The following is a 23,819-nucleotide window of genomic DNA, read 5'->3' as shown; positions in this document are numbered from 1 at the left end:
ATGAAAAGCAGGAGATCACTTCATCTCTGCTTCAACATACTTTACGATAGCATCAGTCATCTGGCTCATCTTTGCATTGCCGCCCAGGTCGTAGGTGACATACTTGCCCTCTGAGATGACCTTCTCGGTTGCATTGAAAATAGCCTTTGACTGCTCCTTCTCTCCCAGGTAATCAAGCATCCATGCACCTGCAAGCACAGTGGCAACCGGGTTGACCTTATCCTGACCTGCGTATTTTGGTACTGATCCGTGGGCAGGCTCGAACATAGCGTAGTTGTCGCCTATGTTTGCAGAGTAAATGAGACCGATGCTACCCACCAGCGCCGAGCACTCCTCGCTGATGACATCCATGAACAGGTTCGTGGAGAGCAGGACCTTGTTGTTGAACAGCTGCGGGTTCTTGATGAGCTGCTGGGCGATGTTGTCAATGTGGTATTCCCAGAGCTCGATGCCCTCATACTCCTTGCCTGCCTTCTCAACTTCCTCGAGGAAAAGTCCGCATGTGCGCCTGAGAATGTTACTCTTGTGGATGGCCACGACAGTATCGAAGTTCCTCCTCTTTGCCTCCTGGAATGCATATCTTGCGACCTTTGAACTGGATGTGCGGGTTATCTTCCTGATTGCTATGGAGACATCGTCCGTGAGCTTGACCTCCTCGCCGATATAGAGACCCTCGGTACCTTCCCTGACGCACACGAAGTCAACATCACCAAGTGGCCTTGGGGTGTTGGGAAAAGTCTTGATGGGCCTGACGTTTGCATACAGGTTGTACTTCTGCCTGATGGAGACGGCTACACTCCTCGGTGCACCCACCACTCCGGGGGTTGTTGTCGGACCCTTGAAACATGCATCAGAGTTCTCAAGTGCATTCCATGTCTCATCCGGGATCAGTGAATTGCCTCCGTGCTTTTCCCACCATGTGGCACCAGCATCACATCTGATGAACTCGACACCTGTGTTTGCAGCATCCGCTACCTTTATCATCGCATCGACCAATTCGGGACCTACTCCGTCCCCGTTAATTACCGCTGCTTTCTTGGCCATATTATTTTCACCGACCCCCTTAATGCATGTCTGATTCTTAAGCCTTGGGGACATTTCAGGGATATTTTGGCACATGCCTATAATTTCTGAACCCTTTGTACAGTATCCAGCATTCTTTACAAATAAGGCAGATCAGTCACACATATCTCTTTTTGAAATATCTATAGTAGTTTCTTGATAGGATTCGTCAGAGTAAGTAAACATACCTACGTACGATCAAAGAAATCAGTTCAAGTTCTGCATTTTATATACTTATGTAGTTTCTATATATTGTTGCTGCTTATAAATAGATTTTGGTATATATATATCATATATAGGTTAGTTTTATTAATTTTTATAGGTATATGAAAATAATAGGTATAATATTGATATTTAAAAAAGGAAATGGTTAGTCAAGACATCTGTGAATGCTTTGGAGAATCGGGATGATACTACATGATAAAATATATAAGAAGACCATCCACATAGTGACCGTCTTAGTACTTTACATACTCCTGCTAGCAATAATCATAGCGATGGTCAACATTTTCGAGACAATAGGATATGTATTGCTGCAAACGGGTGATTTCAGTCAGGTGGTATACCGTATTCTGACGATCTTTGTTCTTATTGACCTTTTTAAGGCTTTTGCTGATTATGATGTTCATGAGAGGATCAGGCTCACCTACGTGACAGATGCTACTATCCTAATTATCATGCGTGAAATCACCGTGATGGTATATAGTCAGGATTTTAAGTTTGACATTTTAGTTGTTCTTTCGGCATTGTTGCTTGTATTAAGCCTGATGAGGTTTATCTCTATCAAATACCATCCTAATGATATTTAGCCTGTGTCCCGCATTAGACTGTGCCGTTAAAAAGCTGACATGGTTATCTTTAATTGTAAGTATGCAACCCTGCAGTTGCCGGAATAGTACCTGCCATGCACCTAAAAGATAAAGAGATAAAATAAACTCAGCGAAGAGGGAAAGGTTGAAAAGAAATCTTTCGAATTCCAAGCCCTGCTTTTGTAAAGACGCAGTTTAACCGACCCCCTTAATGTATGTTTAACTTTTAAATCCTGAGGATGTTCACGGGACATTTTCAGGAACATCTCAAAAACATTGAAACCCTCTTGCCAACGGCAGGATTTTGACAGGGTGCAAATGACAGATTCATAACCAATAAAGGAAGGAGGATTATAATGTAACTTGGGGAAAGTCTCAGAAGACACTGTCAGTATCACTGTATACAGAAGGTGCAGGACGAATTTTAAATAATAGTATCACATTGGGAACAGAAGGTAGCTTTCCAAAATGAGCCTCTAGCGGATGTAATACGGGAGAAATCAATGAAAGGGTTCTATTTCATTACTGATGCAAACCTTAGTCTTGCCGGCAACAGAAGCGATGTCCGGGCTGCAGTAAAGGCGGGTGCAAGTATTGTCCAGTATAGAAGAAAAGATGGAACAACTGCATCGTTGTATAAAGAGGCCATGGAGCTTAAAAGCCTGTGTGGGAATGCAAGATTTATCGTAAATGACCGTGTAGATGTCGCTCTTGCAACAGATGCTGACGGAGTGCATATTGGCCGGGATGACCTGCCGGTTAAAATTGTGAGGCACCTGCTGGGCCCGGACAAGATAATAGGAGTTACTGTACGCAATCTTGAAGAAGCTGTTCAGGCTGAGGAGGAGGGTGCTGATTATCTGGGTGTCGGCCCTGTTTATCACACTTCTACAAAGAAGGATGCCGGGCCTCCTTCAGGCATCCAGCTTATCCGGGAGGTGCGGAATGCATGTACATTGCCTGTAATAGCTATAGGGGGCATAACTCCCGAGAATGCAGGCGAGGTTATAAAAGCTGGTGCTGATATGATATGCGCAGTAAGTGCCACAGTTGCAGAGCCGGATGTAGAAAAAGCAGTAAGTTATTTTCAGAGACTTTTCACATAATTATTGATAGGAGAGGATGTTAATACTGGCAAGTTTTTCAGTGGTACCCATTGGAGAGAAAGAAGAGCTCAAAGAACTGATAGCTGAACTTATCCCGATAATTGAGGCTGCTGATGTAGATTATATTATGGGGGCAATGCAGACGACCATAGAAGGCGATCAGGATAAGGTCATGGGAGTGATCATGGACTGCCACAATCATATGAGATCACACTCATCGCGCGTTCTCACACATATCACTATTGATGACAGGAACGGTGCATCCGGAAGATTAAAAGGCAAGGTCCAAGACGTGGAATCCGTGCTTAAGAGGAGAATAGTACATGAGTAGAACCCGTACAGGTAAACCTTCACCTGACCGGCTGAAGTCCTTGCTTGGGACGAACTTTGGAGCACCAAACGCCCAGCTCCTCGTACCTCCCGGCCCGGGTCTTGACGCTGCTGTGCTTGAACTGAAAGACGGGAGTGTTATGGCTATTGCCGAAGACCCGATATTCCCTGCTCCGGGACTTCCACTTGACCTGATGGGCTGGTTTACAGTGCATATAGGCGCCAGCGATGTTGCTGTAACAGGCATAGATCCCCGGTTCATGACATATACGCTGCTTCTTCCACCCACCTGCCCTGATGAGGATGCCCAGACCATAATCCGATCTATTTCGTCTGCAGCTGCAAAGCTTGGGATATGTATTGCGGGAGGACATACAGGATGGTACGATGCTGTCAATATTCCCACTGTAGGAGGCATTACCGTATGGGGTATTGCCGATAAGGACTCCTGGATCTCTCCAGGCGGGGCCCGTGACGGCGATATACTGCTGATGACAAAGGGGCCGGCAATAGAAGCCACAGCTTTGCTGTCCGTTCTTTATAAAGACCGCATGACCGGAAGTATGACAGAAGATGCTCTTCAGAGGTGTCTTGAACGCGTCACCGAAATAACTGTTGTAGAAGATGCACTTAGCGCCTTTAGTGCCGGAGGAGTGCATGCAATGCATGATGCAACTGAAGGCGGTGTTCTCGGGGGCGTATATGAAATGGCAGAGGCTGCAGGGATAGCTGTCAATGTAGACCTGGACTCAGTCGATGTGCCTGCTGATATCACGGAGTTTGCAAAAGCACTGGATTTTGATCCATGGTATGCTATCAGCGAGGGAACCCTGCTTGCTGCCGTTGAGCCTCAGAGCGTTTCGATAATTCGCAGAGCATGGGATGAACTTGGTATTAAAAGTTTTGAGCTTGGAGTTTTTGACAGTAAGCTGGAGCATTCAATATTTTGCAGAAACGGCAAAACTTCAAAGCTGACCGAGCCTGAGACAGATCCCTTCTGGAACTTATTCTTTAAAGGTCTTGGACCGGAAGCCTGACAAGAACTGATAAAAACTGATATTTAAATTAATTGAGAGATATCATGTCATCATAAGGTTATTATCTTAATGGGAACAATCCTTGAACAATGAAAACCTTAGCCCCTTTTCCCATAACGGACGAGCACATGCACATAGATCCCCGAGCCCAGGGGCTCAGGGCGGTCAAGGAATTCCAGGATGCAGGAGGTACACATATCTTCCTTGTTATGAAGCCAAGCTGGACCCTGGGGATAAAGGTGACAAGGCCTGAGGACCATATTGCGGTTTTTGAAGAGACCGTGGACATATCAAGACAGATCAACCGGACCGGTGTCATATCTTTCCCTGTGCTGGGCGTGCATCCTGCGGAGATCAGCAAGCTCCTTGAGTACATGGACCTGGAAAAGGCAAAGGAGACCATGAAAGGAGGGCTGGACATAGCTGCAGGTTACGTGGAGAGAGGACTGGCTGTCGGACTTAAGAGCGGGAGGCCGCACTACCCGGTAAGCCCTGAAGTATGGGATGCCTCCAACGAGGTCATGGAACATGCATTCACCCTTGCGTCTGATCTGGACTGTGCAGTGCAGCTACATACTGAGAGCGTGGGCGAGCCGGAACTTGTCGATATCACTGAACGCGCCAGGAAAACCGGGATACAGCTGCACAGAGTGGTGAAGCACTACGCTCCGCCTATGGTCAGCGTTTGTGAGAGACTGGGGATCTTCCCCGGGGTGCTTGCAGGAAAGGGAGCCATAGAAGAGGCCCTGCAGCAGGGCACCAGGTTCATGATGGAAACGGATTACATCGACGACCCTGAGAGGCCGGGAGCCGTACTGGGTCCGAAGACCATACCAAAAAGGACACTAAAACTTGCTGAACAGTACGGGGAGGATGTGTTCTGGAAAGTGCACAAGGAAAACCCCGAAAAAGTATATAGTGTGGACATCGAGATCTGAAGAGGAACTGAAATCAAGTGAGATCCACGATCAGAGATCCTCTCTTACAAGCAGGACGTATATGTCCATCACATTGGTCCCTGTGGGGCCTGTGACAAGAAGGTCCCCTATATCCTTGAAGAACTGGTAGGAATTGTTGTGCTGAATCATCACTCTTGCATCCATGTGCGCATCCTGTCCTTTCTCGACGGTGTAGCCGTCTGCAAAGGCACCAGCCGCATCCGTTGGGCCATCGTTCCCGTCTGTTGCGGCAGCCAGCAACAGTATGTTCTCAAGGCCTTCAGTTTCTATGGCAAATGAAAGGGCCAGTTCCTGGCATCTTCCGCCTTTACCTCTTCCCTTCAGGGTCACAGTGGGCTCCCCGCCTGCCAGGATACATACAGGCAGAGGCAGAGGAATGGTCCTTCGACGTTCTTCCTTTGCGATGGAAGCAAACACCTTTGCGACCTCCCTTGCCTCGCCTGCGAGCGATGATGTGAGAACGAGGGTGTTGTAACCAAGCTCATTCGCCTTCTTCTCAGCCTCCCGGAGCGCAAGGAAATTATTGCCTACCAGGAAGTTATAGCATTTCTCAAATATGGGACCTTCTGATTTGGGAGTATCCTCTATGACACCTTCAAGCCCGTCCTCCAGCAAGCCCTGGACAGCAGGGGATAGCTGCAGTCCATACCTGAGCACTATCTCATGGAAATCATCGAATGTCGACCTGTCAGGGACAGTGGGTCCGGAAGCTATGACGTCCAGCGGATCGCCTACGACGTCCGATAGTATAAGACTTACGGACTCGGAAGGGTATGCCATCTTAGCGAGGCCTCCGCCCTTTACTGCGGAAAGGTGCTTCCTTACCGTGTTCACCTCATCTATAGTGGCTCCCACCCGGAGGAGCTTGTCCGTGAGATTGACAATATCGGAAAGAGCGATGCCTTTTCTCGGGAGGGTCATCAGGGCTGAGCCACCACCCGATATCAGGAAGAAAATAAGGTCCCTGGGTCCTGTCTTCTCCAGAAAATCACGTACTTTTTTTGCTGCAAGCACTCCGTTATCATCAGGTATCGGATGACCTGCCTCCATCACGGTCAGTCTTTTAAGGGAGCCTGCAAAGCCATATTTGGTTATCGCATAACCCTCAGTCAGTTGCCCACCCAGTATATCCTCAAGGGCAGACGCCATGGGTATGGCAGCTTTGCCGAATGCAACCGCATAGATGTTATTGTAGGAGGAGATGTCATAGGATCTGCTGCCTATATGCAAAAGATCACCATCCCTCTTCACGGACCGCTGGACACATGCACTGGGATCCACAGCAGCGATAGCCTGTGATATAATTCCCATGGCATCAGATCTCAGATCATTTAGCATTGACTATCTCTCCTGAAACGGTAAAGGAACTTAGGTTCTTCCATATCTGCCTGTCAACAGGCCCTGTGCAAGGATGTGATCCTGCATCGATCCTTCTATCTGGTCTGCTGAAGCCCTGCCTGTCAGGTTGAGCTCAGTATCAAGTGCAAACACCATAAATTGATAACGGTGCATTCCCGATGAGGGACATGGACCTCCATATGCCGTCTGTCCAAAGCTGTTCATTCCTACTGTGCCTGGAACACTGTTCTCATCTATCCGGGAGACCGGTGGGATATCCCAGACCACCCAGTGGGTGAAACTGCCGGAGGGGGCATCAGGATCATCGATTATCAATACAAGGCTTTCCGTTCCCTCGGGTATGTTCCCAAACTCCAGCGGAGGGTTGATGTTCTCCCCATCGCAGGTATATCTTACCGGGATCTGGCTGCCATTATCAAACGCGCTGCTGGAAATAAGCATACCAACTGCCTCCTGGTCTTCACGTAACCCATCATCCTCTGTATCAGACAAACCTTCCTGTGCCTCATTACCGTCATTGCCGATACACCCTGCTGCCAGAACCAGCCACAGTACTGTAATCGCTACAAGGAACATTTTTGGAAGCCTGCTCACATCGGATCACCTGTGCCTGCTACAAACTGCGCATTACCCCATATATAAAACACAAAACGTCTATTTATGATTATGGTAACTGATACGATGCATACCTCTGCCTGGCGTGATCAGCACTTGCAGTTCCCTGGAACCTTATGTCTCTTCAGGTATGAGCACCCACGCCAGCAGATACAGGATAATGCCTGATCCACCCATCAGAGTTGCAACAACCAGAAGCAGCCTTATGAGCACGGGGTCAATCTCAAAATATTCTCCAAGACCGCCGCACACTCCCGCAATCATCCTGTTACTCTTGGAACGTCTTAATTGTCTAGCCATATAATCACAATTTAAGATTAATTCGCACTTTTACTTAACCTTTCTGAATCAAAGCCATTACAATTTACATAATCTGCAGTTAGAATTCTCGCAATCATGGTTCTCGAATTTCCATTTCAGACCCCACTTCTTGATATTCTGGATAATGTTCAGGAACTCCTCGCCACTTTCGGTGAGGGAGTACTCGCACTTGACTGGCACTGCGGAGTCGTCCAGGGTCTTCTTAATGAAGCCCTGTTCCTCGAGTTCTCTTAGCCTCTGGGAGAGTGTTTTCGGAGTAACGTCCTGCAGTTTGGCCTTGAGCTCGTTGAAGCGTTTCTCCTTCCTTTCGCCCTTGTAGAGCTCAAGAAGGATACAGAGGGACCATTTCTTTCCGATTATATCAACTGTTTTATAAATAGTACAGTCTTTCATGGTATCCAATTAGAAACTACCGGATATATATGTCCCCCGTCACAATATACCAATAATCCATAAACAGTTGTGGATGAGGAGTGATTTTAAAATGTCAAAAGACCTACTTGAAAAAGGAGCGATCCTGCAGAGGGATAAGGAAACATATGCAATTGCACCACACCTTCCGGGGGGGATCGTTTCGGCAGAACAGCTCCGCAAGATCGCAGATGTTGCTGAGAAATATAATGCAGCAACACTGAAAGTGACTTCGTCCCAGAGAGTTGCTATTGTAGGATTGAAGGAAGAGGACCTCGATAGGGCTTGGGAGGACCTGGGGATAAAGCCAGGTGCTGCTATTGGCATTTGTGTCAGGAGCATAAAGATATGTCCGGGCACGACATTCTGTAAGCGCGGACAACAGGATGCTGTGGGTCTCGGACTAAAGCTTGATGAGAAATATCACGGAATGCCACTTCCATCCAAGTTCAAGATGGCAGTTTCCGGATGTGCCAACTCATGCTCGGAACCGGCCATAAAGGATATCGGTGTCATGGGTACCCCTAAAGGATATACGGTCATGGTCGGCGGGAATGCAGCTATCAGACCAAGGCTTGCTGATGTTATTGCAGATGAGCTCACAGAGGATGAAGTGCTCCAGCTCGTTGATAAAATCATCAGCTTCTGCAAGACCAACGGTTCAAAGCACCGGCTGGGCAGGGTCATCGATGAGATGGGCCTTGACAAGTTCAAGAAAGAGATCGGCCTTTAAGCAGCAGCATCTTTCAGGGGACGATCTTCAATCCCCTTTTATTCCAGGGCGAGTTTAGAGCGGAGCTGATCTTATAGCTGGCATTGCAGAGGATGGCGGGCATATAACACGGATTGCGGTAATAAGATGCGATATCGTATCGGAGACATGCCCTGGAGTAGGATGCTTCAAGGCTTTCAATAAGCGTACGGTCCACTTCAAGGACTATGACCGCAATACCGAGATGGTAGCGTTCTTTACCTGCGGCGGATGTTCAGGGCGCAGGGTGCACAGGCTTGTAAAATCCTTACTCAGGCATGGAGTTGACGTCATCCACCTCAGCTCCTGCATGCAGATGGATAACTATCCCAAGTGCCCACATATAGAAGAGATAAAAAGGACTATTACCAATGCAGGTATAAAAATGGTTGAGGGAACACATCACTGATGTTCCCGGGGAGTTCATTATGGTTAAAAGATCAATCGTCAAGATCGATGAGGAGAAATGTACAGGATGCGGAAAATGCATATCCCCATGCGCTGAAGGGGCAATAGAGCTTGTCAACGGCAAGGCGAAAGTGGTTTCCGATGAGCTGTGCGACGGCATGGGATTCTGCATAGGGCTGTGTCCGGTCGGGGCAATATCCATTGAACAGAGGCAGACGCTGGAATTCAACCCGGAAAAAGCCCATGCTCAACCCAAAAAGACCGATACGTCCATCAGGTGCTTCAGTTGCGACTGCGGGGAAGAGAGCGCTTATCTTATGCCTGTCAGGCACAAGATGGAAAGCATCTGGGTCTGCACACGCTGCCTTCCAAAGTTGATACATGGATAATCAAGATGCCTGTCGAAATAGAGATAACAGAAGACACAGACTATCTGCTGGACTATACTTTCAATTTCCACTGGCACAACCGGGCACTGGACCCGGACAGCACGATCCCTTTCCAGAGAGACACTGAGCTTACATACCGGGACCTTGTGCTGGCGCTGAAAAGAGGGGACGATGTCCGTATCAGAGGGAACGTGGGCAGGAACTTTGCCTACAGCATGGGTGCCGACCTGCAGCATATGGGCGGGAGCGGAGGCATGGAGAGTGCAGGCCATGTTTTCGTGGAGGGAGATATAGGGCCTGAGGCCGGCATGGGCATGGTCTCCGGGACACTATATGTTGCAGGCAGCATAAGTGAACCCTTAGGCAACATAATCGAAGTAAGGTCAGATATCAGTGGATATCGCAAGTTCCGTTCCATAACAGACATTGTATGCAACGGACCGGGAGATGAGATTCTGCTGTTGAACATTTACGACCCGGAGAACAGTACGCTTTTGCTCAATGACGGTATCCTCAGGGCCACGGTGGGTGCACGCTGCGACAAACCCGTGACTCTCCGCATCGAAGGCAAAGCACATAATGGCACAGGCGTGCTCATGCGTGAGGGTACAATAATCGTCAACGGAGATGCGGGCATGAACACGGGGTCACACCTTGACGGAGGAACTGTGGCAGTCCTTGGAAGCGTGGGCGAGTTCGCAGGCGCCTACATGAAAGGCGGTGTTCTTGCCTTCAGGGATGCCAAAGGCTACATCGGGGCAGGTATGAGCGGCGGGACGATATATTCCAGAAGCAGGGTCAAGATAAACTCTCCTGTTGCAAAGGTCAGGATGGGAAAGGAAGATGCTGCGCTCATGCGCAGGATAATGGAAGCAGGCAGGATAGATGCAGGCCTCTACAACAAGTATGAGCTCGAGCCTGAGAAAGAAAAATATATAGAAGTGCGTATGCGTGACGGGTCAATAGTGCTGAGAAAGGCAGACTGATCGCCTATGTCAGTTGTGAGACGATGTATGATCGTATTTCTTCAGGGCAACCCAGAATACAGAGCCTTTTCCTTCCGGATTGTCGTTCACACCAACAAACCCGTTATGCAGCTCGATTATCCTTTTAACAATAGCAAGTCCAAGACCTGATCCCTTTATACCTTTCCTGTCAGCCCTGGTGAAGCGTTCGAATATGCGGGATTTGTTCTCATCGGCTACCCCGTCACCGCTGTCTATTACGTGGACTTTCCAGTAGGACCCTGCATCGATGATCTCCACTTTGACCTTGCTTCCTTCAGGACTGTACTTGATAGCATTTGACATCAGATTCGTGAAGACCTCCTCGATTATTTCGTTCACCCGGGAAGGATATTTGCCTGGAATTGCAAGTTCCAGCCTGATGTCCTTTTCCCTCAGCCCGTGATCAAGGCTTTCAGCCACGTTCTTCAATATAACCCCGAGATCCCTTTTATCGAGCTCCAACTCATGGGAAGATTCAAGCTTTGCAAGTTTTGCAGCCGAATCGATCATGGATATCAGCTTATCGGTCTGCCTGTTTATTGCCTCAATGATCTTCCTCTTTTCCTCATCATCCTCTTTAAGGTACAGGACATCATTAAAACCCTTGATAGTCCCCGCCGGGTTCAGGAGGTCATGTCTCATGATATCGGTAAAGAGATCCTTGAGCTTGTTGGATTTTTCCAGTTCGTCCTTTTTTATCTTCTCTGTGGTCAGACGGTCATAAGTGACAATGATAACAAGCAACATGAAGAAGAGGACAACCCAGTACCAGTGCTGCGCTATTGCTTCGTTAAGGGGGACCCTGCCATAGTTCTCATAAGGGCCAAGTCTCAGCTCCTTCATGAGCTCATGCACGGGAGTATAATCAAGAGGGATCGTCCATCCTGCATAGTTACCTGACCGCAGAGTTGAATTGCTTTCATTTGCCGGGGAAGGAGTATCGGATGGCATACTGAGGAGTGCAATGGTTACTTCCTCAGCAAGCTCAAGAGGTGTGGAACTCACCTTTGAGAACGCCCATTCGGGATAGAGCTGAGTGCTCAGCAGAAAAGGGAAAGCTTCCGCATGTTGTTGGTTAATGACCTTGAACTCGGAAATATTAATTTTCCCTTCAGCCGCCAGTCTCTCAAGCACATCGGTCCTGATGATCCCCACATCGACGCTTCCGCTCCTGACTGCATAGACTACAGCGTCATGCGTTTTTCCGAATGTGATATTACTGAAATCCTCCCTGTAGTCGATGTCATTATGCTCCATGGTGCGCACGCCTATCCAGAAGCCTCCGAATGAATGCTCATCCACCGCCATCAGGGACTTGCCCCTGAGGTCGCTTAGTTCATTGATATTATCGTTGTCAGACCGGGTAATGATCACTCCGCCATACTCCGTATAGGCGTTGCCGCCCCAGCTGTTCTTCATGGTGGCTATCCTGCTGATACCGTAAGTGGATTCCAGCTCGACGTACAGGAACGGGTCCGTCAGGACAAAATCGACCCGGTCATTGCTGACAGCATCGAATATCTCATCATAGTCCAGAGGCAATATTTCAAAAGTGCAGTTGGGAACCTCCTCTGAAAGATACTCTGCGGTCCCGGCCAGTGTACTCAGGGAGTGGTCAGGGCCTCTGTGGGAAAGTATCCCGATGACATACACGTTTTCTTCACCCGATGCTGCCGGCAGTAAAAAAAAGCCGAAAAGCACCAAGAGCAAGGAAAATCGGACAAACAGCGGATATAGCTTCATTACATTATGCAACTCGCGGTGGTAAGGGATCTGATGTTCCAGCGCTTTTTTACTAGTCGTTCTTAGAATGGCTATATCCATATATAAATATAATTGTGTATATAACTAGATTGGAATAAAAAAATAAGATATGAAAATAGATTTGTTTTATTCCACTTGAATAAACTTCAGCAGATTGGTGCCTCCGGGCCGGCCGCGCCCTGAGGGCTGCCCCTGCGTCAGAATGAACATATCCCCCGGCCCGGCAGCACCTGACATTTTAAGGTAGTCAATAACCATGTTTTCCCAGTCACCCTTAAGTTCGGGGACAAAAGTAGGATGTACGGCGTATTGGAGTGCAAGCTGCTCGCATGTATGAGGATTGCGGCTGAACGCCAGTATCCACCTGTCTGGCCTGAAACGGGAAACGTTCCTCGCGGTCTTCCCGGAAACCGTGGGAGTCACCACATACCTGACAGGAAGCACCTGCAGGGCATCGTTCACCTGCATTGATATCATGTCCTCAACACCGGGATTCATCCGGTTCAACGCCTTCTTCATTAGTGTCAGGCCTTCTTTTGTATTGGCTCTCCAAACCTCGGTGGACCTGGCTATGCTTACCATGGTCCTGACGGTCTCGACGGGATGCCTGCCTACTGCAGTCTCTGCTGAGAGCATGACTGCATCGGTACCGTCGATTATAGCATTCGCAACATCCGTAGCCTCAGCTCTTGTGGGGCGGATGTTCTCGATCATGGACTCAAGCATCTGGGTTGCCGTTATCACCGGCTTGCTCAGCAGGTTGGCCCGGTGTATGATGTTCTTCTGGACGATGGGCACATCCTGTATGGGAATCTCCACCCCGAGATCTCCGCGGGCTATCATGATGCCGTCGCTCTCAGCCATTATGCTTTCGATGCTCCTGACAGCTTTTTCCCGCTCTATCTTGGATATTATGAATATTTCCTTTCCCTTCCGGATCGCATGGTCACGCAGCTTCCTTATATCTTCCCCCGATTCGATGAAGGACACGCCAAAGATATGCAGTCCCTCTTCAAGTGCAAAGTCGACTATCTCCAGATCCCTCTTGGTAACAGGATCGATGTATATCCTGGCACCCGGAAGATTGAGGCCCTTGTTTGAGGAAAGGGGACCCCCTACCACCACGTCGCAATAGACATCCTCACCCTCCGTGCCCGTGCACTGCAGCTGGATGAAGCCGTCGTTAAGGAATATCGGCTTGCCGGCCTGCACGCTGTTGGACAGGCGGTCATAATTAACAGGGATCAGGGTCTCGGTTCCCACTACATCCCTTGATGTCAGGGTCACCTTTTCCCCTTTTTTAAGGAACACAGGCTCCTTCTCGAAAGTACCGACCCTTATCTTGGGACCGGGCAGGTCTGCCAGTATAGCCACCACCCGGTTCAGCTCAGCCGATAACTTGCGTATCCTCCTTATCACCGCTCGCTGGTCTTCGATATCCCCGTGGGAGAAATTAAGCCTTGCGACATTCATGCCTTCAATGATCAGTTCCCGTAGTACCTCTTCCGAAGAAGACGCAGGACCGATAGTACACACTATCTTGCTTTTGTTGTCCGGCAAATGCATTGTCTCATTCATCCTCGTTCACACCCATGTTGTACAGTATGGAACTGATTGAATTAAGGCTTATTCTGCAGTATTCAATTGAGTATATATATTCACAATTTAAATTAGTCATTATAGAAAAGATTTAAACTGACCGGATGACAATTAAGAATTTAGGGAGACTACCATGGCAAATACGACATATGAGTTGACGGATGAACAAAAACAGGGACTTTCATCCATGTTTGGCAAAGGGGTAAACTTCAGCGATAGGGAGAGACATTTCTACACTCACGATGTGGGTGCGCTGCCGTCCCTTGTGAAAAAGATGCTGGGTAACACAAAACCGGCTGCGATCGTAAAACTGAGAAATGAAGATGATGCGGTAAAGCTTGTGAATTTTGCCCGCAAATATGGCATACCTGTAGTACCAAGGGCAGGCGCCTCCTCAGGCTACGGCGGCGTCATTCCCACAAAAGGAGGGATAATAGCCGATGTCACGCCCATGAGGGACATAATCAAGGTGGATAAAGACAATTTCCGGGTTACCGTGGGAGCAGGCATCATCTGGTACGATCTTGAGACAAAACTGAATGAGGAAGGCTTGGCAGTGCAGGCCGTTCCCTCAAGCGCATTATCAGCAACCGTCGGAGGCTGGCTTGCCCAGAATGGTGTGGGATACGGGAGCTACGAATACGGCTGGTCACAGGACACCATGGAATCCGCCCGGGTGGTGCTGCCAAACGGAGAGGTAAGGGATTTCCCAGGAGAAGAGCTGGGCAAGATAACAGGCAGCATGGGAACCGTCGGTATAATCACACAGGTCACTCTCCGGGTAAGGGAGCATGAGAAGACAGCTGCCATCTCGGCAGGATTCCCGGATGCCCGGAGCATGCAGGCAGCCATACAGAAAGTCGGTGAGAGGAAGGTCCCGGTGTGGGCTGTCTCTTTCCTGAACCCTCAATGGGCGAATATGAAGAACCAGGCGCCGCCTAAGACCCACTACGGAAAGCCTGTGGACGAGCACAGGCCTCACCTGCCGGAACTATATATATGCAATTTCGCTTACCCGGCATCCAGGGATGTAAGCGGCCTTAAGGATATCATAAGGGAAGCTGGCGGGGAGGTGCTCCCGGAAGAGATAGCAGAACATGAGACACAGGAATGGTTCAGGTCCATGAAGGTCAAGAGGCTTGGTCCTTCCTTCATACCCGCCGAAGTGGTCGTGCCTGTTGGCAGCATAGGGACGATGTTCGAGGAGATCGGAAAGAAGATCGGCCTCCCGGTACTTGTGGAAGGCATGGTCGTCAAGGGCCACGAGGCAGTTATGCTGTGCTTCATACCTCATTCCGAAAGGTCTTCCAAATATAATCTTGCTTTCCCGCTGGCTCTGAGTATTGTAAAGATAGCAGAGGATAACGGCGGAAGGATCTATTCATCGGGGCTGTACTTCTCCAGGAAGGCGGAAAAGGTCTTTGGAGAAAGGCTGAAAAGCATACGGGAACTCAAGAAGAGCACGGACCCCGATGACATCATGAATCCTGAGACACTGACAGGCAAATCCCTTATGCAGACAGGGCTTTCCTTTGCAAGGGCATTCGAACCCATGGCACGCACCATGGGCAACATGTCAGGGGTCGGCAGGCAGGAGTTCAGGGACGAGAAAGGCATTCCGGGGGACGTGCTCTCACACGCTTTCACCTGCGCACAGTGCGGATACTGCGTCAACGAATGCGACCAGTACTATGGAAGGGGATGGGAATCCCAGTCACCCAGGGGCAAGTGGTTCTTCCTTAAGGAATACGTCGGGGGAAGAATGGAGCTGGACCAGGAACAGGCTGACACTTTCCTTGCATGCACCACATGTGAGATGTGCGATCATTACTGCCAGCTGGACCTGCCGATCGAGCGTTCCTGGATGACACTCAGGGAGAATCTGGTCCAGAAGAAGAAGATGATGACCATCCCTCCCTTTGAGATCATGGCGCAGAGCCTGGAGAAGGAGAGGAACATCTGGGCCAGTTACAGGAAGGACAGGGATCAGTGGCTTCCCGATGATATCAGGGCCAAGATCAAGGACAAGGCAGAGATCGGTTATTTTGCAGGATGTACTGCCTCCTTTGTGGAAAGGGATGTTGCCGTGGGCACCGTGCGCCTGCTTGATGAGGCAGGAGTGGAGTTCACATACCTCGGAGATAAGGAATCCTGCTGCGGCATTCCCATGCTTGTTGCAGGCAAATGGGACCTGTTCGAGAAGATCATGAAGATGAATACCGCCAATATGCAGAAGAAGGGTGTAAAGACGGTTGTCACCTCATGTCCCGCATGCCTGCTCATGTGGAGGACCATCTACCCTCAGTGGGCTGAGAAACTGGGGATGGAGTACGGGATAGAGGCAAAGCACTACTCGGAAGTGCTGGCCGATAAGCTTGACGTGCTCAAGCCGAAGTTCAAGCAGCCCCTGAACAAGGTTGTGGCATGGCACGACTCGTGCCATATCGGAAGGGCGGGTGCCGGCATATACGACGCCCCCAGGGAACTGCTCAAGGCCATACCGGGTGTGGAGTTCAGGGAAATGGAGCACAACAGGGAGAGAGCACTATGCTGCGGCTCCGTCGTGACGCTTATCGATGAGCCGGAGGTGGCAAGTAAGATCGGTAACGTTCGCCTGCAGGAGGCGAAGGACCAGAAGGCTGATATCATGGCCGCGCTCTGTCCCTGCTGTCTTGTACAGTTCAGGGTGGCCGCAAGGGATAACAATGTCAACATGGAGATACAGGACCTTGGAGCGCTGGCAGCCCGCAGCCTGGGGTACGATATCCCGGACACCACCAATGTGGCACTGGGAGCCTGGGTCACCTTCGAGAAGATGATCGAGCTGATGGAGCCCGAGAACATGACAGAGATGATGGTTGAGCTGCTGCCGGATATGATAGGCGCCATGCCTTCATACATGCAGGCCATGATGAAGACTGTCAAGTACGTGCCGGGCATGGATGCGCTCATGAAGCCCATGATGCCAAAAATGATGCCCCTGCTCATGCCGTCCCTGATGCCCAAGGTCATGCCGAAGATGCTCGTGGCGGTTGAGAAGAGAGTGCCCATGCCCCCACACATGAAGGAGCAGATGCCTGACCTCATGCCTGCGGCAATGGCGAACCTGATGCCCAATATGCTGCCTCAGATCGCACCGCTGCTGACGCCGAAGATGATAGAGTACATCAAGGCTAACTGAGGAACAGAAAAACAGGACTAAGAAGGATAAAAGGCAGAAACCGGCCTTTTATCTGATCCTTATTTTTTAGGCAATGGCTTGTCTGGCGTGACACCGTAGTACTGTGTCCTTGCCTTACCCCATATGCATCCGTTCTTCCCGACTATCTTCAACTCTATGTTCTGCAGCTTCTTAAAGAGACTATTTCCGGCCCTTGCGCCTTTACATATGAAGCAATAGTTCTCGCAGAATACCGGAGCTTTTTTTTGGTCTGACATGGGGCGGTCTCCTTTAAACTTGCTTATTTAACCTTGGACTGGATTTCCTTGGCGAACTGGCGCGCCTTCTTAAGGCGGCTCTCGTCAGGCTGTCCCTTCGTGGATGGTCCCATCTCGCCGAATGCCTTCATCTGGGGGTCTTCCGCCTTGAGCAGCATATCGATAACATGCTGGGCAAGCTCACCCTGGCATTCGAATATCCCAAGGAGATTAGCGTCTGCCACGGTCTGCCTGACTGAACCTGTCCAGGACTGGATAGCTTCAAAACCTTCCGGGACAGCATGCGTCATGAACACTGCAATGTTCTTGCCTTTGGTATTATTCTCAATGAAGCTACGCATCTTTGGAGGGATGTCGAACTGCATCACAGGGAAGCCTATGAAGGCAAGGTCGTATCCTGCAAGGTCCTTGACCTCAGAGATTGGCTTAATATCCTTTTCCTCTGTGAGTTCTCCATAGATGGCTTCAGCTACTTTTTGTGTTTTTCCGGTCTGTGAGAGGTACGTTACCAGTGTTTTCATATCGATTCCTTCTGTTAATTAGTATCTTATGATTGGTTTCTACATATTAATATAGATGAGCGTTAGAAAAATACACCTGGTATGAAAAAGTACAAAATAGTGACCCTGCATCTGAGAAGATCATAATTGCTCAAAGTAGCAGGCACTCTTGCAGGATAAATATGATATGCTTTTGTGACTTAGATAGTACACAGTAAAGAAAATTTAAAGTATCCGACAGACAGATACAACATAAGCCAATATCACTACTTGAGGAAATATACCGGGAGGAAGATCATGGGTTTATTCAATAGAATGGAAATCGTGGTTAAGTCTAAAATGAACAAAATGCTCAATAAGATGGAAGACCCGAGGGAAACACTCGACTACTCTTACGAAAAACAGCTCGAGATGCTGCAAAATGTGAAAAGAGGGGTTGCGGAGGTAGCCACCTCCAAGAAGAGGCTCCAGCTGCAGCGCTCGAAGCTCCAGCAGAGCATAGACAAGCTCGATGCACAGGCAAGGGATGCCATCAAGGCCGACAGGGAGGATCTTGCAAGGCTGGCACTTGAGAGGAAGAGTGCGCTCAGCACACAGATACAGGGACTTGATGTGCAGATCGCGGAACTGGAAAAGGAGCAGGAGAAACTTGTGGCTGCGGAGAAGCGTCTTTCCACCAAGGTGGAGGTCTTCAGGACAAAGAAGGAGACCATCAAGGCACAGTACTCTGCTGCCGAGGCCCAGGTCAAGATAAGCGAGTCCGTATCGGGCATCAGCGAGGAAATGGCCGATGTGGGCCTTGCCATCGAGAGAGCCGAGAACAAGACCGAGGACATGAAGGCCCGTGCCTCAGCCCTTGATGAGCTCATCGAGGCAGGCACCCTTGAAGACTTCACAAGCAGTGGCGACGATATAGACCGGGAGCTTGCAAAGCTCAATGCACAGTCCGGCGTGGACAGCGAGCTTGCAAGGCTGAAGAAGGAGGCGGGAAAATGATAATAAGGATATCCGAGGAAGGGCAGTACGAGGTGCCAAGCGGCCTGTTCGATGAGCTCAATATCATCGACAACAGGATAGTGCAACTGGTGGCAGAGGGAAAGGAGGAGGAATACAGGACCGAGCTCTCAAAGCTCCTTGACTGCATAAGGTCCAAGGGAAAAAAGCTTGATGACAGCGACCTCAAGGAGTCTGATGTCATAGTCCCGCCTGCTGACCTGAGCCTTAAGGAAGCAAGACAAATTTTTGCAGGCGACGGTCTGCTGGAAGGCTGAACAGACTCAGAATGGCATTCCCCAGAGAGGATACCATTTTTCCAGATTTTTTTCGACGGGCAGCTCCTTCTCTATGAGTGACTTGAGCCTCATTTCCATGGAGTTGTCCCTTTTGTTCTTTTCCCTTGGCACGAAGGGATAGTAGCTTCCCTGCTTGAAGTTGTATATCCAGTAGACAGGACCGCTGCTCTCGAACCTGTAAACGGCGCACAGCAACTGTTCCCCGAAACCACTCTCAATGAGAGTCTGGGAGATCATATGGACATTGGTCACAAGATCCTCAAAATCAGGGTCCTTAAGCACTACCCAGAGGAAATTGTACTCATCTTTCTCCAGCCGGTAATCCGTGCCCGTCTCAGCCGCGCTGTGTTTGAGCAGGCCTTCTATCTCCTCCCTGACCGCCTGATAGCGCGATACATCCATAGACTTAAAACAAATGCCTGCTGAGCTAGATGGAGCCAGGTTCAGGTTCATCTCCATGGTCACAACTGCTGTGGATATTGCAAACAAGCGGTCCGTCTTTGCTTCAGGAAGCCTGCTCTTTCCAAGCACCGAGTCGAACATATCCCGCAGGCCCATCAGGACTCCATCTCCCTCTGCATCTTCTCAAGCTCAGCTATACGCTTTTCCGTTGTCGGATGTGTGGAGAAGAGGCTCATGACAGAAGAACCCGATAAAGCAGGTACGATAAAGAACGCGTTCATACCTTCGGCCTTCCTCAGGTCTTCCGTAGGTATCTTCGGCATAGTATCGCTTATCTTCATCAGCGCAGAGATCAGGTTGCCGGGATTGCCTGTGACCATGGCTGCACCCCTGTCGGCAGCAAGTTCACGGTAGCGCGAAAGCACGCGGATAAGCAGGAAGCTGATCACCCATACGGCAATGGAAATGACCCATACAAGGATTATACTGCCTCCGCCTTTCCTGTTGTTGCCGAAACCGCCAAAGTACATTCCATACCTTACAAGGTAAAAGGCAGCTGTGGAGAGGAAACTGGCTATGGTCAGCACGGTCATGTCCCTGTTCTTGACGTGGCTCAGCTCATGGGCCAGTACGGCCTCGAGCTCTCCCTGGTTGAGCCTGTCCATCAGCCCGGTGGTGACCGCTACCACAGCGCTTTTGGGGCCCTTTCCTGTTGCAAAGGCATTTGGCATCGGGGTTCTCACAATAGCTACCTTGGGCTTGGGCAGGTCGGCCATCGCACACAGCCTCGTGATCGTCTGGTGAAGGTTTGGTGCCTCTGCTTCCGAAACCACTTTGGCGTTCATTGACCACAGCACCAGCCTGTCAGAATAATAGTATTGCAGCCCCATGAACAAGGCTATGAATATCAGCATGAACCCCGCAGGAGTTTCCAGATAAGTAAGAGCTGCCAGGAAAAACAGGTAAACCGCAGCCAGCAGGAACATCGTAATTACCATCCTTGCTTCCAGTCCCAGGTCCCGTTTCCACTTTACCATAATCTAAGCCTCAGTATCATCAGTATATTATCCTTTGTATCATCTGTCCTGTTATCCTTATAGGATATGCTCTCCTGGGTTAATAGTGTTTTACAGGATATAACCTTGTCTGAAAGACTTTTGCGGGCAGCGAATTAATTTTTGCCAGCTCATGTTAAGACATGTTTTGCCTGCCAGCGAAAAGCAGGATATGCCTGAAACGTATTCATGAACATAGTTACCGCAAACTTTACTTACTAACCACCTTATGAAAATACAGACATGTCCTTGAGTAATATAGTAATAAAAGGTGCAAAAGAACATAACCTTAAAAACCTTGACCTGACATTGCCCCGGGATAAGCTCATTGTGATAACCGGGCTCAGCGGTTCAGGGAAATCGTCACTCGCTTTTGATACCATCTATGCCGAGGGGCAGAGGAGATATGTGGAATCACTCTCAGCCTATGCCAGGCAGTTCCTCGGACTTATGGAAAAGCCGGATGTGGAATACATCGAGGGCTTATCACCTGCCATATCCATAGAACAGAAGACCACAAGCAAGAACCCCAGGTCCACTGTGGGCACGGTTACCGAGATATACGACTACTTCAGACTGCTCTTTGCAAGGATAGGCATAAGGCACTGCCCCCAGTGCGGCAGGGTCATAGCCACCCAGAGCGTGGACCAGATAGTGGACAGCATCATGAGGCTGCCCGAAGGTTCAAAGATACACGTGCTTGCCCCTGTTGTAAGGGAGAGGAAGGGCGAGTACAGGAAACTCCTCACAGACCTGCTTGCCGACGGCTTCACCAGGGCCCGCATCGACGGGGAGGTCCACTTACTGGAAGATGCGGACAATATCGAACTCGAACGCTATGTCAAGCATAACATAGAAGTGCTTGTGGACAGGCTTGTGATCAAGAAAGGCATAGAGGAAAGGCTCTCACAATCGGTGGAGACGGCGCTTGAGAAGAGCGGCGGCACTCTCACGGTACAGATAATTGACGGAGAGGAGCTGACATTCAGCGAGAACCTTGCCTGCTCCGAGTGCGGCATAGGCTTTGAGGAAATGGAGCCCGCAGCGTTCTCCTTCAACAGTCCGCAGGGTGCCTGTCCCGAATGCCACGGCCTCGGCACTGCAATGGAGTTCGATCCTGATCTGATAGTTCCGGACAAGAGCCTCAGCCTTGCCCAGGGTGCCATTGAACCCTGGAACAGCAAGACCAAGGACGGCTATTACATGCAGTCCGTGGAATCGCTTGCAAGGCATTTTAAATTCTCCATGGACGTTCCCTTCAGCGAACTGGACCCCAAGATACAGCATGTCATATTCCACGGAAGTGATGAGCCCATCTCCTTTTCCCATGTTGGCAGGAATGGAGGAACCTGGCGGCATACAGGCAGATTCAAAGGGGTCATCGCGAGCCTTTCCAAGATATTCGAGAACACGGAATCCGAGACCAGCAAGGACAAAATGCAGCGCTACATCAGTACAAAGCCCTGCCAGGTATGCCATGGAAAGAGGCTCAAGCCTGCCAGCCTTGCGGTTAAGGTGGATGGATATAATATCATCGAAGTCACCAATATGTCCGTGGAGGATTGCCTGCACTTCTTCCAGCTGCTGGAAACGAAGCTGAACGAGCGCGAGTATTCCATTGCCCGTCTTATTCTGAAAGAGATCAAAGCAAGACTTGGCTTCCTGGTGGACGTGGGCCTGGACTATCTGACAATGAGCAGGGCTACCCTGACACTTTCAGGCGGGGAGGCTCAGCGTATCAGGCTTGCCACGCAGATAGGCTCAAGCCTCATGGGAGTGCTCTACATCCTTGACGAACCAAGCATTGGCCTGCACCAGAGGGACAACCTGCGTCTTATCAACACCCTCAGGCACCTGAGGGACATCGGTAATACCGTGCTTGTGGTGGAGCACGACGAGGAGACCATCTGCAGCGCCGATCACGTGGTGGATATGGGTCCGGGAGCTGGCATTCATGGCGGTGCAATCGTGGCCGAAGGCACCCCTGATGAGATAATGGCAAATGAGGACTCCCTTACTGGAAAATACCTCAGCGGAAAAGTGACCATCGATATACCGGAAAAGAGGCGCAATTCTAAAAACAAGCTTGTTCTGTACGGAGCCGGCGAGAACAACCTCAAGGATGTTGATGTGGAGTTCCCGCTGGGCATTCTCGTATGCGTCACCGGGGTTTCCGGCTCGGGTAAGAGCACGCTCATCAATGAGACCCTGAATAAGGTGCTTGCCAGAAAGCTCAGCAAGGCCAGGGAGATCCCCGGGAAGTTCAGGGATATCGAGGGCCTGGAGCATGTGGACAAGGTAATTACCATAGACCAGTCGCCCATCGGAAGAACTCCGCGATCCAACCCTGCCACTTATACAAATCTCTTCACTCCCATCAGGGAGCTGTTCGCACAGACCAAGACTGCCCGTGCCAGGGGATACCAGGCTGGCCGCTTTAGTTTCAATGTGCGCGGCGGCAGGTGCGAGGCCTGTTCAGGAGACGGCATAATCACCATCGAGATGCACTTCCTGCCGGATGTGTACGTGCCCTGCGAGGTGTGTCATGGGAAGCGCTACAACCGCGAGACACTGGAAGTCACCTACAAGGACAAGAATATCGCCGAGGTGCTGGATATGACAGTGGAGGAGGGCCTGGAGTTCTTTGAGAACATACCGGCCATCAGCCGCAAACTGCAGACACTCTACGATGTGGGCCTCGGCTATATCAAACTCGGCCAGTCGTCCACGACCCTTTCAGGAGGCGAGGCCCAGCGGGTCAAGCTGGCAACCGAACTTAGCAAGCGATCCACTGGAAAGACCGTCTACATCCTGGATGAACCCACAACCGGACTGCACTTTGATGATGTGAAGAAGCTGCTCGAGGTTCTGCAAAGGCTGGTGGAGGCAGGCAATAGTGTGATCGTCATCGAGCATAACCTTGATGTGATCAAGACCGCGGACTGGATAATAGACATGGGTCCTGAGGGCGGCGCAAGGGGCGGAGAAGTCATAGCGGAAGGGACGCCCGAGGAAGTTGCAAAGAACGAGGTATCCCATACTGGGCAGTTCCTGAAGAAGATGCTTGCTAAATGAGCATCTTCTAATCTTCTGCCCCTTCTATCTTTTATTGCTGTTTACGACATGAGCAAATACACCTATAGTATGCGATTTTTAGGGAATTGTAGAGGCACTGCCATACCTTTATATAAGTCAATATGCCTCT

At 49.9% G+C, this 23,819-nt stretch carries 24 protein-coding genes; 13 read left to right on the top strand and 11 right to left on the bottom strand.

Annotated elements, in window-relative coordinates:
- Positions 1–15: 15 nt before the first annotated feature.
- Positions 16–1,044, bottom strand: coding sequence for an isocitrate/isopropylmalate dehydrogenase family protein (locus PV02_RS02885; RefSeq protein WP_256621862.1), 1,029 nt, complete (start codon positions 1,042–1,044; stop codon positions 16–18).
- Between the two features lie 407 nt (positions 1,045–1,451).
- Here PV02_RS02885 and PV02_RS02880 point away from each other — a divergent pair, with 407 nt between their 5' ends.
- The 5 genes from PV02_RS02880 (at position 1,452) to PV02_RS02860 (ending at position 5,282) form a co-directional block, all read left to right on the top strand.
- Positions 1,452–1,871, top strand: coding sequence for a phosphate-starvation-inducible PsiE family protein (locus PV02_RS02880; RefSeq protein WP_342765618.1), 420 nt, complete (start codon positions 1,452–1,454; stop codon positions 1,869–1,871).
- A gap of 503 nt (positions 1,872–2,374) precedes the next feature.
- A complete protein-coding gene (thiE, locus tag PV02_RS02875) occupies positions 2,375–2,977 on the top strand; it encodes a thiamine phosphate synthase (protein WP_256621860.1) in 603 nt (200 codons plus the stop codon).
- 16 nt (positions 2,978–2,993) lie between these two features.
- Entirely contained in the window at positions 2,994–3,308 is a 315-nt protein-coding gene (locus PV02_RS02870; RefSeq protein ID WP_256621859.1) for an MTH1187 family thiamine-binding protein, read from the top strand.
- A complete protein-coding gene (locus PV02_RS02865; protein ID WP_256621858.1) occupies positions 3,301–4,344 on the top strand; it encodes an AIR synthase family protein in 1,044 nt (347 codons plus the stop codon). Before PV02_RS02870 ends, PV02_RS02865 begins: the two co-directional genes overlap by 8 nt.
- Before the next feature lie 89 nt (positions 4,345–4,433).
- A complete protein-coding gene (locus PV02_RS02860; RefSeq protein ID WP_256621857.1) occupies positions 4,434–5,282 on the top strand; it encodes a TatD family hydrolase in 849 nt (282 codons plus the stop codon).
- A 30-nt stretch (positions 5,283–5,312) separates the two neighbouring features.
- Here PV02_RS02860 and PV02_RS02855 read toward each other — a convergent pair whose 3' ends face one another.
- The 4 genes from PV02_RS02855 to PV02_RS02840 all read right to left on the bottom strand — a co-directional run bounded on the left by PV02_RS02855 (position 5,313) and on the right by PV02_RS02840 (position 7,991).
- Entirely contained in the window at positions 5,313–6,641 is a 1,329-nt protein-coding gene (locus tag PV02_RS02855; RefSeq protein WP_256621856.1) for a glycerate kinase type-2 family protein, read from the bottom strand.
- A 30-nt stretch (positions 6,642–6,671) separates the two neighbouring features.
- Positions 6,672–7,256, bottom strand: a complete 585-nt coding sequence (locus PV02_RS02850; RefSeq protein WP_256621855.1) for a YbhB/YbcL family Raf kinase inhibitor-like protein — start codon at positions 7,254–7,256, stop codon at positions 6,672–6,674.
- A 135-nt stretch (positions 7,257–7,391) separates the two neighbouring features.
- Positions 7,392–7,577, bottom strand: a complete 186-nt coding sequence (locus PV02_RS02845; RefSeq protein WP_256621854.1) for a PspC domain-containing protein — start codon at positions 7,575–7,577, stop codon at positions 7,392–7,394.
- 57 nt (positions 7,578–7,634) lie between these two features.
- A complete protein-coding gene (locus PV02_RS02840) occupies positions 7,635–7,991 on the bottom strand; it encodes a winged helix-turn-helix transcriptional regulator (protein WP_256621853.1) in 357 nt (118 codons plus the stop codon).
- 91 nt (positions 7,992–8,082) lie between these two features.
- Between PV02_RS02840 and PV02_RS02835 the strand changes: the two genes are divergently transcribed.
- From PV02_RS02835 to PV02_RS02820, 4 genes are all read left to right on the top strand, one after another.
- The gene (locus tag PV02_RS02835; protein WP_256621852.1) at positions 8,083–8,742 is read left to right on the top strand and encodes a nitrite/sulfite reductase domain-containing protein; all 660 of its coding nucleotides are present in this window, start codon (positions 8,083–8,085) and stop codon (positions 8,740–8,742) included.
- 73 nt (positions 8,743–8,815) lie between these two features.
- Positions 8,816–9,169, top strand: a complete 354-nt coding sequence (locus tag PV02_RS02830) for a CGGC domain-containing protein (protein WP_342765624.1) — start codon at positions 8,816–8,818, stop codon at positions 9,167–9,169.
- Between the two features lie 19 nt (positions 9,170–9,188).
- Entirely contained in the window at positions 9,189–9,557 is a 369-nt protein-coding gene (locus PV02_RS02825) for an ATP-binding protein (RefSeq protein WP_256621851.1), read from the top strand.
- Positions 9,558–9,562: 5 nt separating this feature from the next.
- Entirely contained in the window at positions 9,563–10,543 is a 981-nt protein-coding gene (locus tag PV02_RS02820) for a formylmethanofuran dehydrogenase (RefSeq protein WP_256621850.1), read from the top strand.
- 9 nt (positions 10,544–10,552) lie between these two features.
- Here the strand turns inward: PV02_RS02820 and PV02_RS02815 are convergent, their stop codons facing one another.
- A complete protein-coding gene (locus tag PV02_RS02815; RefSeq protein ID WP_256622146.1) occupies positions 10,553–12,265 on the bottom strand; it encodes a PhnD/SsuA/transferrin family substrate-binding protein in 1,713 nt (570 codons plus the stop codon).
- Positions 12,266–12,454: 189 nt separating this feature from the next.
- Positions 12,455–13,894: a pyruvate kinase gene (pyk, locus tag PV02_RS02810; protein ID WP_256622145.1), complete on the bottom strand. Its 1,440-nt coding sequence runs from the start codon at positions 13,892–13,894 to the stop codon at positions 12,455–12,457.
- A 166-nt stretch (positions 13,895–14,060) separates the two neighbouring features.
- Here pyk and PV02_RS02805 point away from each other — a divergent pair, with 166 nt between their 5' ends.
- Complete coding sequence (locus tag PV02_RS02805; RefSeq protein ID WP_256621849.1) at positions 14,061–17,108, top strand: FAD-binding and (Fe-S)-binding domain-containing protein; 3,048 nt, start codon at positions 14,061–14,063, stop codon at positions 17,106–17,108.
- A 59-nt stretch (positions 17,109–17,167) separates the two neighbouring features.
- Here the strand turns inward: PV02_RS02805 and PV02_RS02800 are convergent, their stop codons facing one another.
- A complete protein-coding gene (locus PV02_RS02800; protein WP_256621848.1) occupies positions 17,168–17,365 on the bottom strand; it encodes a hypothetical protein in 198 nt (65 codons plus the stop codon).
- A 23-nt stretch (positions 17,366–17,388) separates the two neighbouring features.
- Complete coding sequence (locus PV02_RS02795; protein ID WP_256621847.1) at positions 17,389–17,886, bottom strand: flavodoxin family protein; 498 nt, start codon at positions 17,884–17,886, stop codon at positions 17,389–17,391.
- A gap of 276 nt (positions 17,887–18,162) precedes the next feature.
- Between PV02_RS02795 and PV02_RS02790 the strand changes: the two genes are divergently transcribed.
- Positions 18,163–18,861 (top strand): PspA/IM30 family protein, encoded by a 699-nt coding sequence (locus PV02_RS02790; RefSeq protein ID WP_256621846.1) that lies wholly within the window; start codon positions 18,163–18,165, stop codon positions 18,859–18,861.
- The gene (gene pspAA, locus PV02_RS02785; protein WP_256621845.1) at positions 18,858–19,136 is read left to right on the top strand and encodes a PspA-associated protein PspAA; all 279 of its coding nucleotides are present in this window, start codon (positions 18,858–18,860) and stop codon (positions 19,134–19,136) included. The genes PV02_RS02790 and pspAA overlap by 4 nt, the downstream gene beginning before the upstream one ends.
- Positions 19,137–19,142: 6 nt before the next feature.
- On the opposite strand, the gene pspAB is transcribed toward pspAA, so the two are convergent.
- Positions 19,143–19,715 (bottom strand): PspA-associated protein PspAB, encoded by a 573-nt coding sequence (gene pspAB / locus PV02_RS02780; protein WP_256621844.1) that lies wholly within the window; start codon positions 19,713–19,715, stop codon positions 19,143–19,145.
- On the bottom strand, positions 19,715–20,596 hold the full coding sequence (gene htpX, locus PV02_RS02775; RefSeq protein WP_305891103.1) for a zinc metalloprotease HtpX: 882 nt from the start codon (positions 20,594–20,596) through the stop codon (positions 19,715–19,717). The genes pspAB and htpX overlap by 1 nt, the downstream gene beginning before the upstream one ends.
- A gap of 261 nt (positions 20,597–20,857) precedes the next feature.
- Here htpX and uvrA point away from each other — a divergent pair, with 261 nt between their 5' ends.
- Positions 20,858–23,689 (top strand): excinuclease ABC subunit UvrA, encoded by a 2,832-nt coding sequence (uvrA, locus tag PV02_RS02770; protein WP_256621843.1) that lies wholly within the window; start codon positions 20,858–20,860, stop codon positions 23,687–23,689.
- Positions 23,690–23,819 lie beyond the last annotated feature (130 nt).

This window comes from Methanolobus chelungpuianus, from assembly GCF_024500045.1.
Taxonomy (GTDB): Archaea; Halobacteriota; Methanosarcinia; order Methanosarcinales; family Methanosarcinaceae; genus Methanolobus; species Methanolobus chelungpuianus.
Note: the sequence above shows the minus strand (reverse complement) of the source record. Positions and strands in the feature narration are given on the sequence as shown.

What these genes read in the sequence shown, in the direction of transcription:
- PV02_RS02885 (WP_256621862.1), bottom strand. Translation starts at nt 1,044, where the DNA reads ATGGCCAAGAAAGCAGCGGTAATTAACGGGGACGGAGTAGGTCCCGAA.
- PV02_RS02880 (WP_342765618.1), top strand. Translation starts at nt 1,452, where the DNA reads ATGCTTTGGAGAATCGGGATGATACTACATGATAAAATATATAAGAAG.
- thiE (WP_256621860.1), top strand. Translation starts at nt 2,375, where the DNA reads ATGAAAGGGTTCTATTTCATTACTGATGCAAACCTTAGTCTTGCCGGC.
- PV02_RS02870 (WP_256621859.1), top strand. Translation starts at nt 2,994, where the DNA reads ATGTTAATACTGGCAAGTTTTTCAGTGGTACCCATTGGAGAGAAAGAA.
- PV02_RS02865 (WP_256621858.1), top strand. Translation starts at nt 3,301, where the DNA reads ATGAGTAGAACCCGTACAGGTAAACCTTCACCTGACCGGCTGAAGTCC.
- PV02_RS02860 (WP_256621857.1), top strand. Translation starts at nt 4,434, where the DNA reads ATGAAAACCTTAGCCCCTTTTCCCATAACGGACGAGCACATGCACATA.
- PV02_RS02855 (WP_256621856.1), bottom strand. Translation starts at nt 6,641, where the DNA reads ATGCTAAATGATCTGAGATCTGATGCCATGGGAATTATATCACAGGCT.
- PV02_RS02845 (WP_256621854.1), bottom strand. Translation starts at nt 7,577, where the DNA reads ATGGCTAGACAATTAAGACGTTCCAAGAGTAACAGGATGATTGCGGGA.
- PV02_RS02840 (WP_256621853.1), bottom strand. Translation starts at nt 7,991, where the DNA reads ATGAAAGACTGTACTATTTATAAAACAGTTGATATAATCGGAAAGAAA.
- PV02_RS02835 (WP_256621852.1), top strand. Translation starts at nt 8,083, where the DNA reads ATGTCAAAAGACCTACTTGAAAAAGGAGCGATCCTGCAGAGGGATAAG.
- PV02_RS02825 (WP_256621851.1), top strand. Translation starts at nt 9,189, where the DNA reads ATGGTTAAAAGATCAATCGTCAAGATCGATGAGGAGAAATGTACAGGA.
- PV02_RS02820 (WP_256621850.1), top strand. Translation starts at nt 9,563, where the DNA reads ATGCCTGTCGAAATAGAGATAACAGAAGACACAGACTATCTGCTGGAC.
- pyk (WP_256622145.1), bottom strand. Translation starts at nt 13,894, where the DNA reads ATGCATTTGCCGGACAACAAAAGCAAGATAGTGTGTACTATCGGTCCT.
- PV02_RS02805 (WP_256621849.1), top strand. Translation starts at nt 14,061, where the DNA reads ATGGCAAATACGACATATGAGTTGACGGATGAACAAAAACAGGGACTT.
- PV02_RS02800 (WP_256621848.1), bottom strand. Translation starts at nt 17,365, where the DNA reads ATGTCAGACCAAAAAAAAGCTCCGGTATTCTGCGAGAACTATTGCTTC.
- PV02_RS02795 (WP_256621847.1), bottom strand. Translation starts at nt 17,886, where the DNA reads ATGAAAACACTGGTAACGTACCTCTCACAGACCGGAAAAACACAAAAA.
- PV02_RS02790 (WP_256621846.1), top strand. Translation starts at nt 18,163, where the DNA reads ATGGGTTTATTCAATAGAATGGAAATCGTGGTTAAGTCTAAAATGAAC.
- pspAA (WP_256621845.1), top strand. Translation starts at nt 18,858, where the DNA reads ATGATAATAAGGATATCCGAGGAAGGGCAGTACGAGGTGCCAAGCGGC.
- pspAB (WP_256621844.1), bottom strand. Translation starts at nt 19,715, where the DNA reads ATGGGCCTGCGGGATATGTTCGACTCGGTGCTTGGAAAGAGCAGGCTT.
- htpX (WP_305891103.1), bottom strand. Translation starts at nt 20,596, where the DNA reads ATGGTAAAGTGGAAACGGGACCTGGGACTGGAAGCAAGGATGGTAATT.
- uvrA (WP_256621843.1), top strand. Translation starts at nt 20,858, where the DNA reads ATGTCCTTGAGTAATATAGTAATAAAAGGTGCAAAAGAACATAACCTT.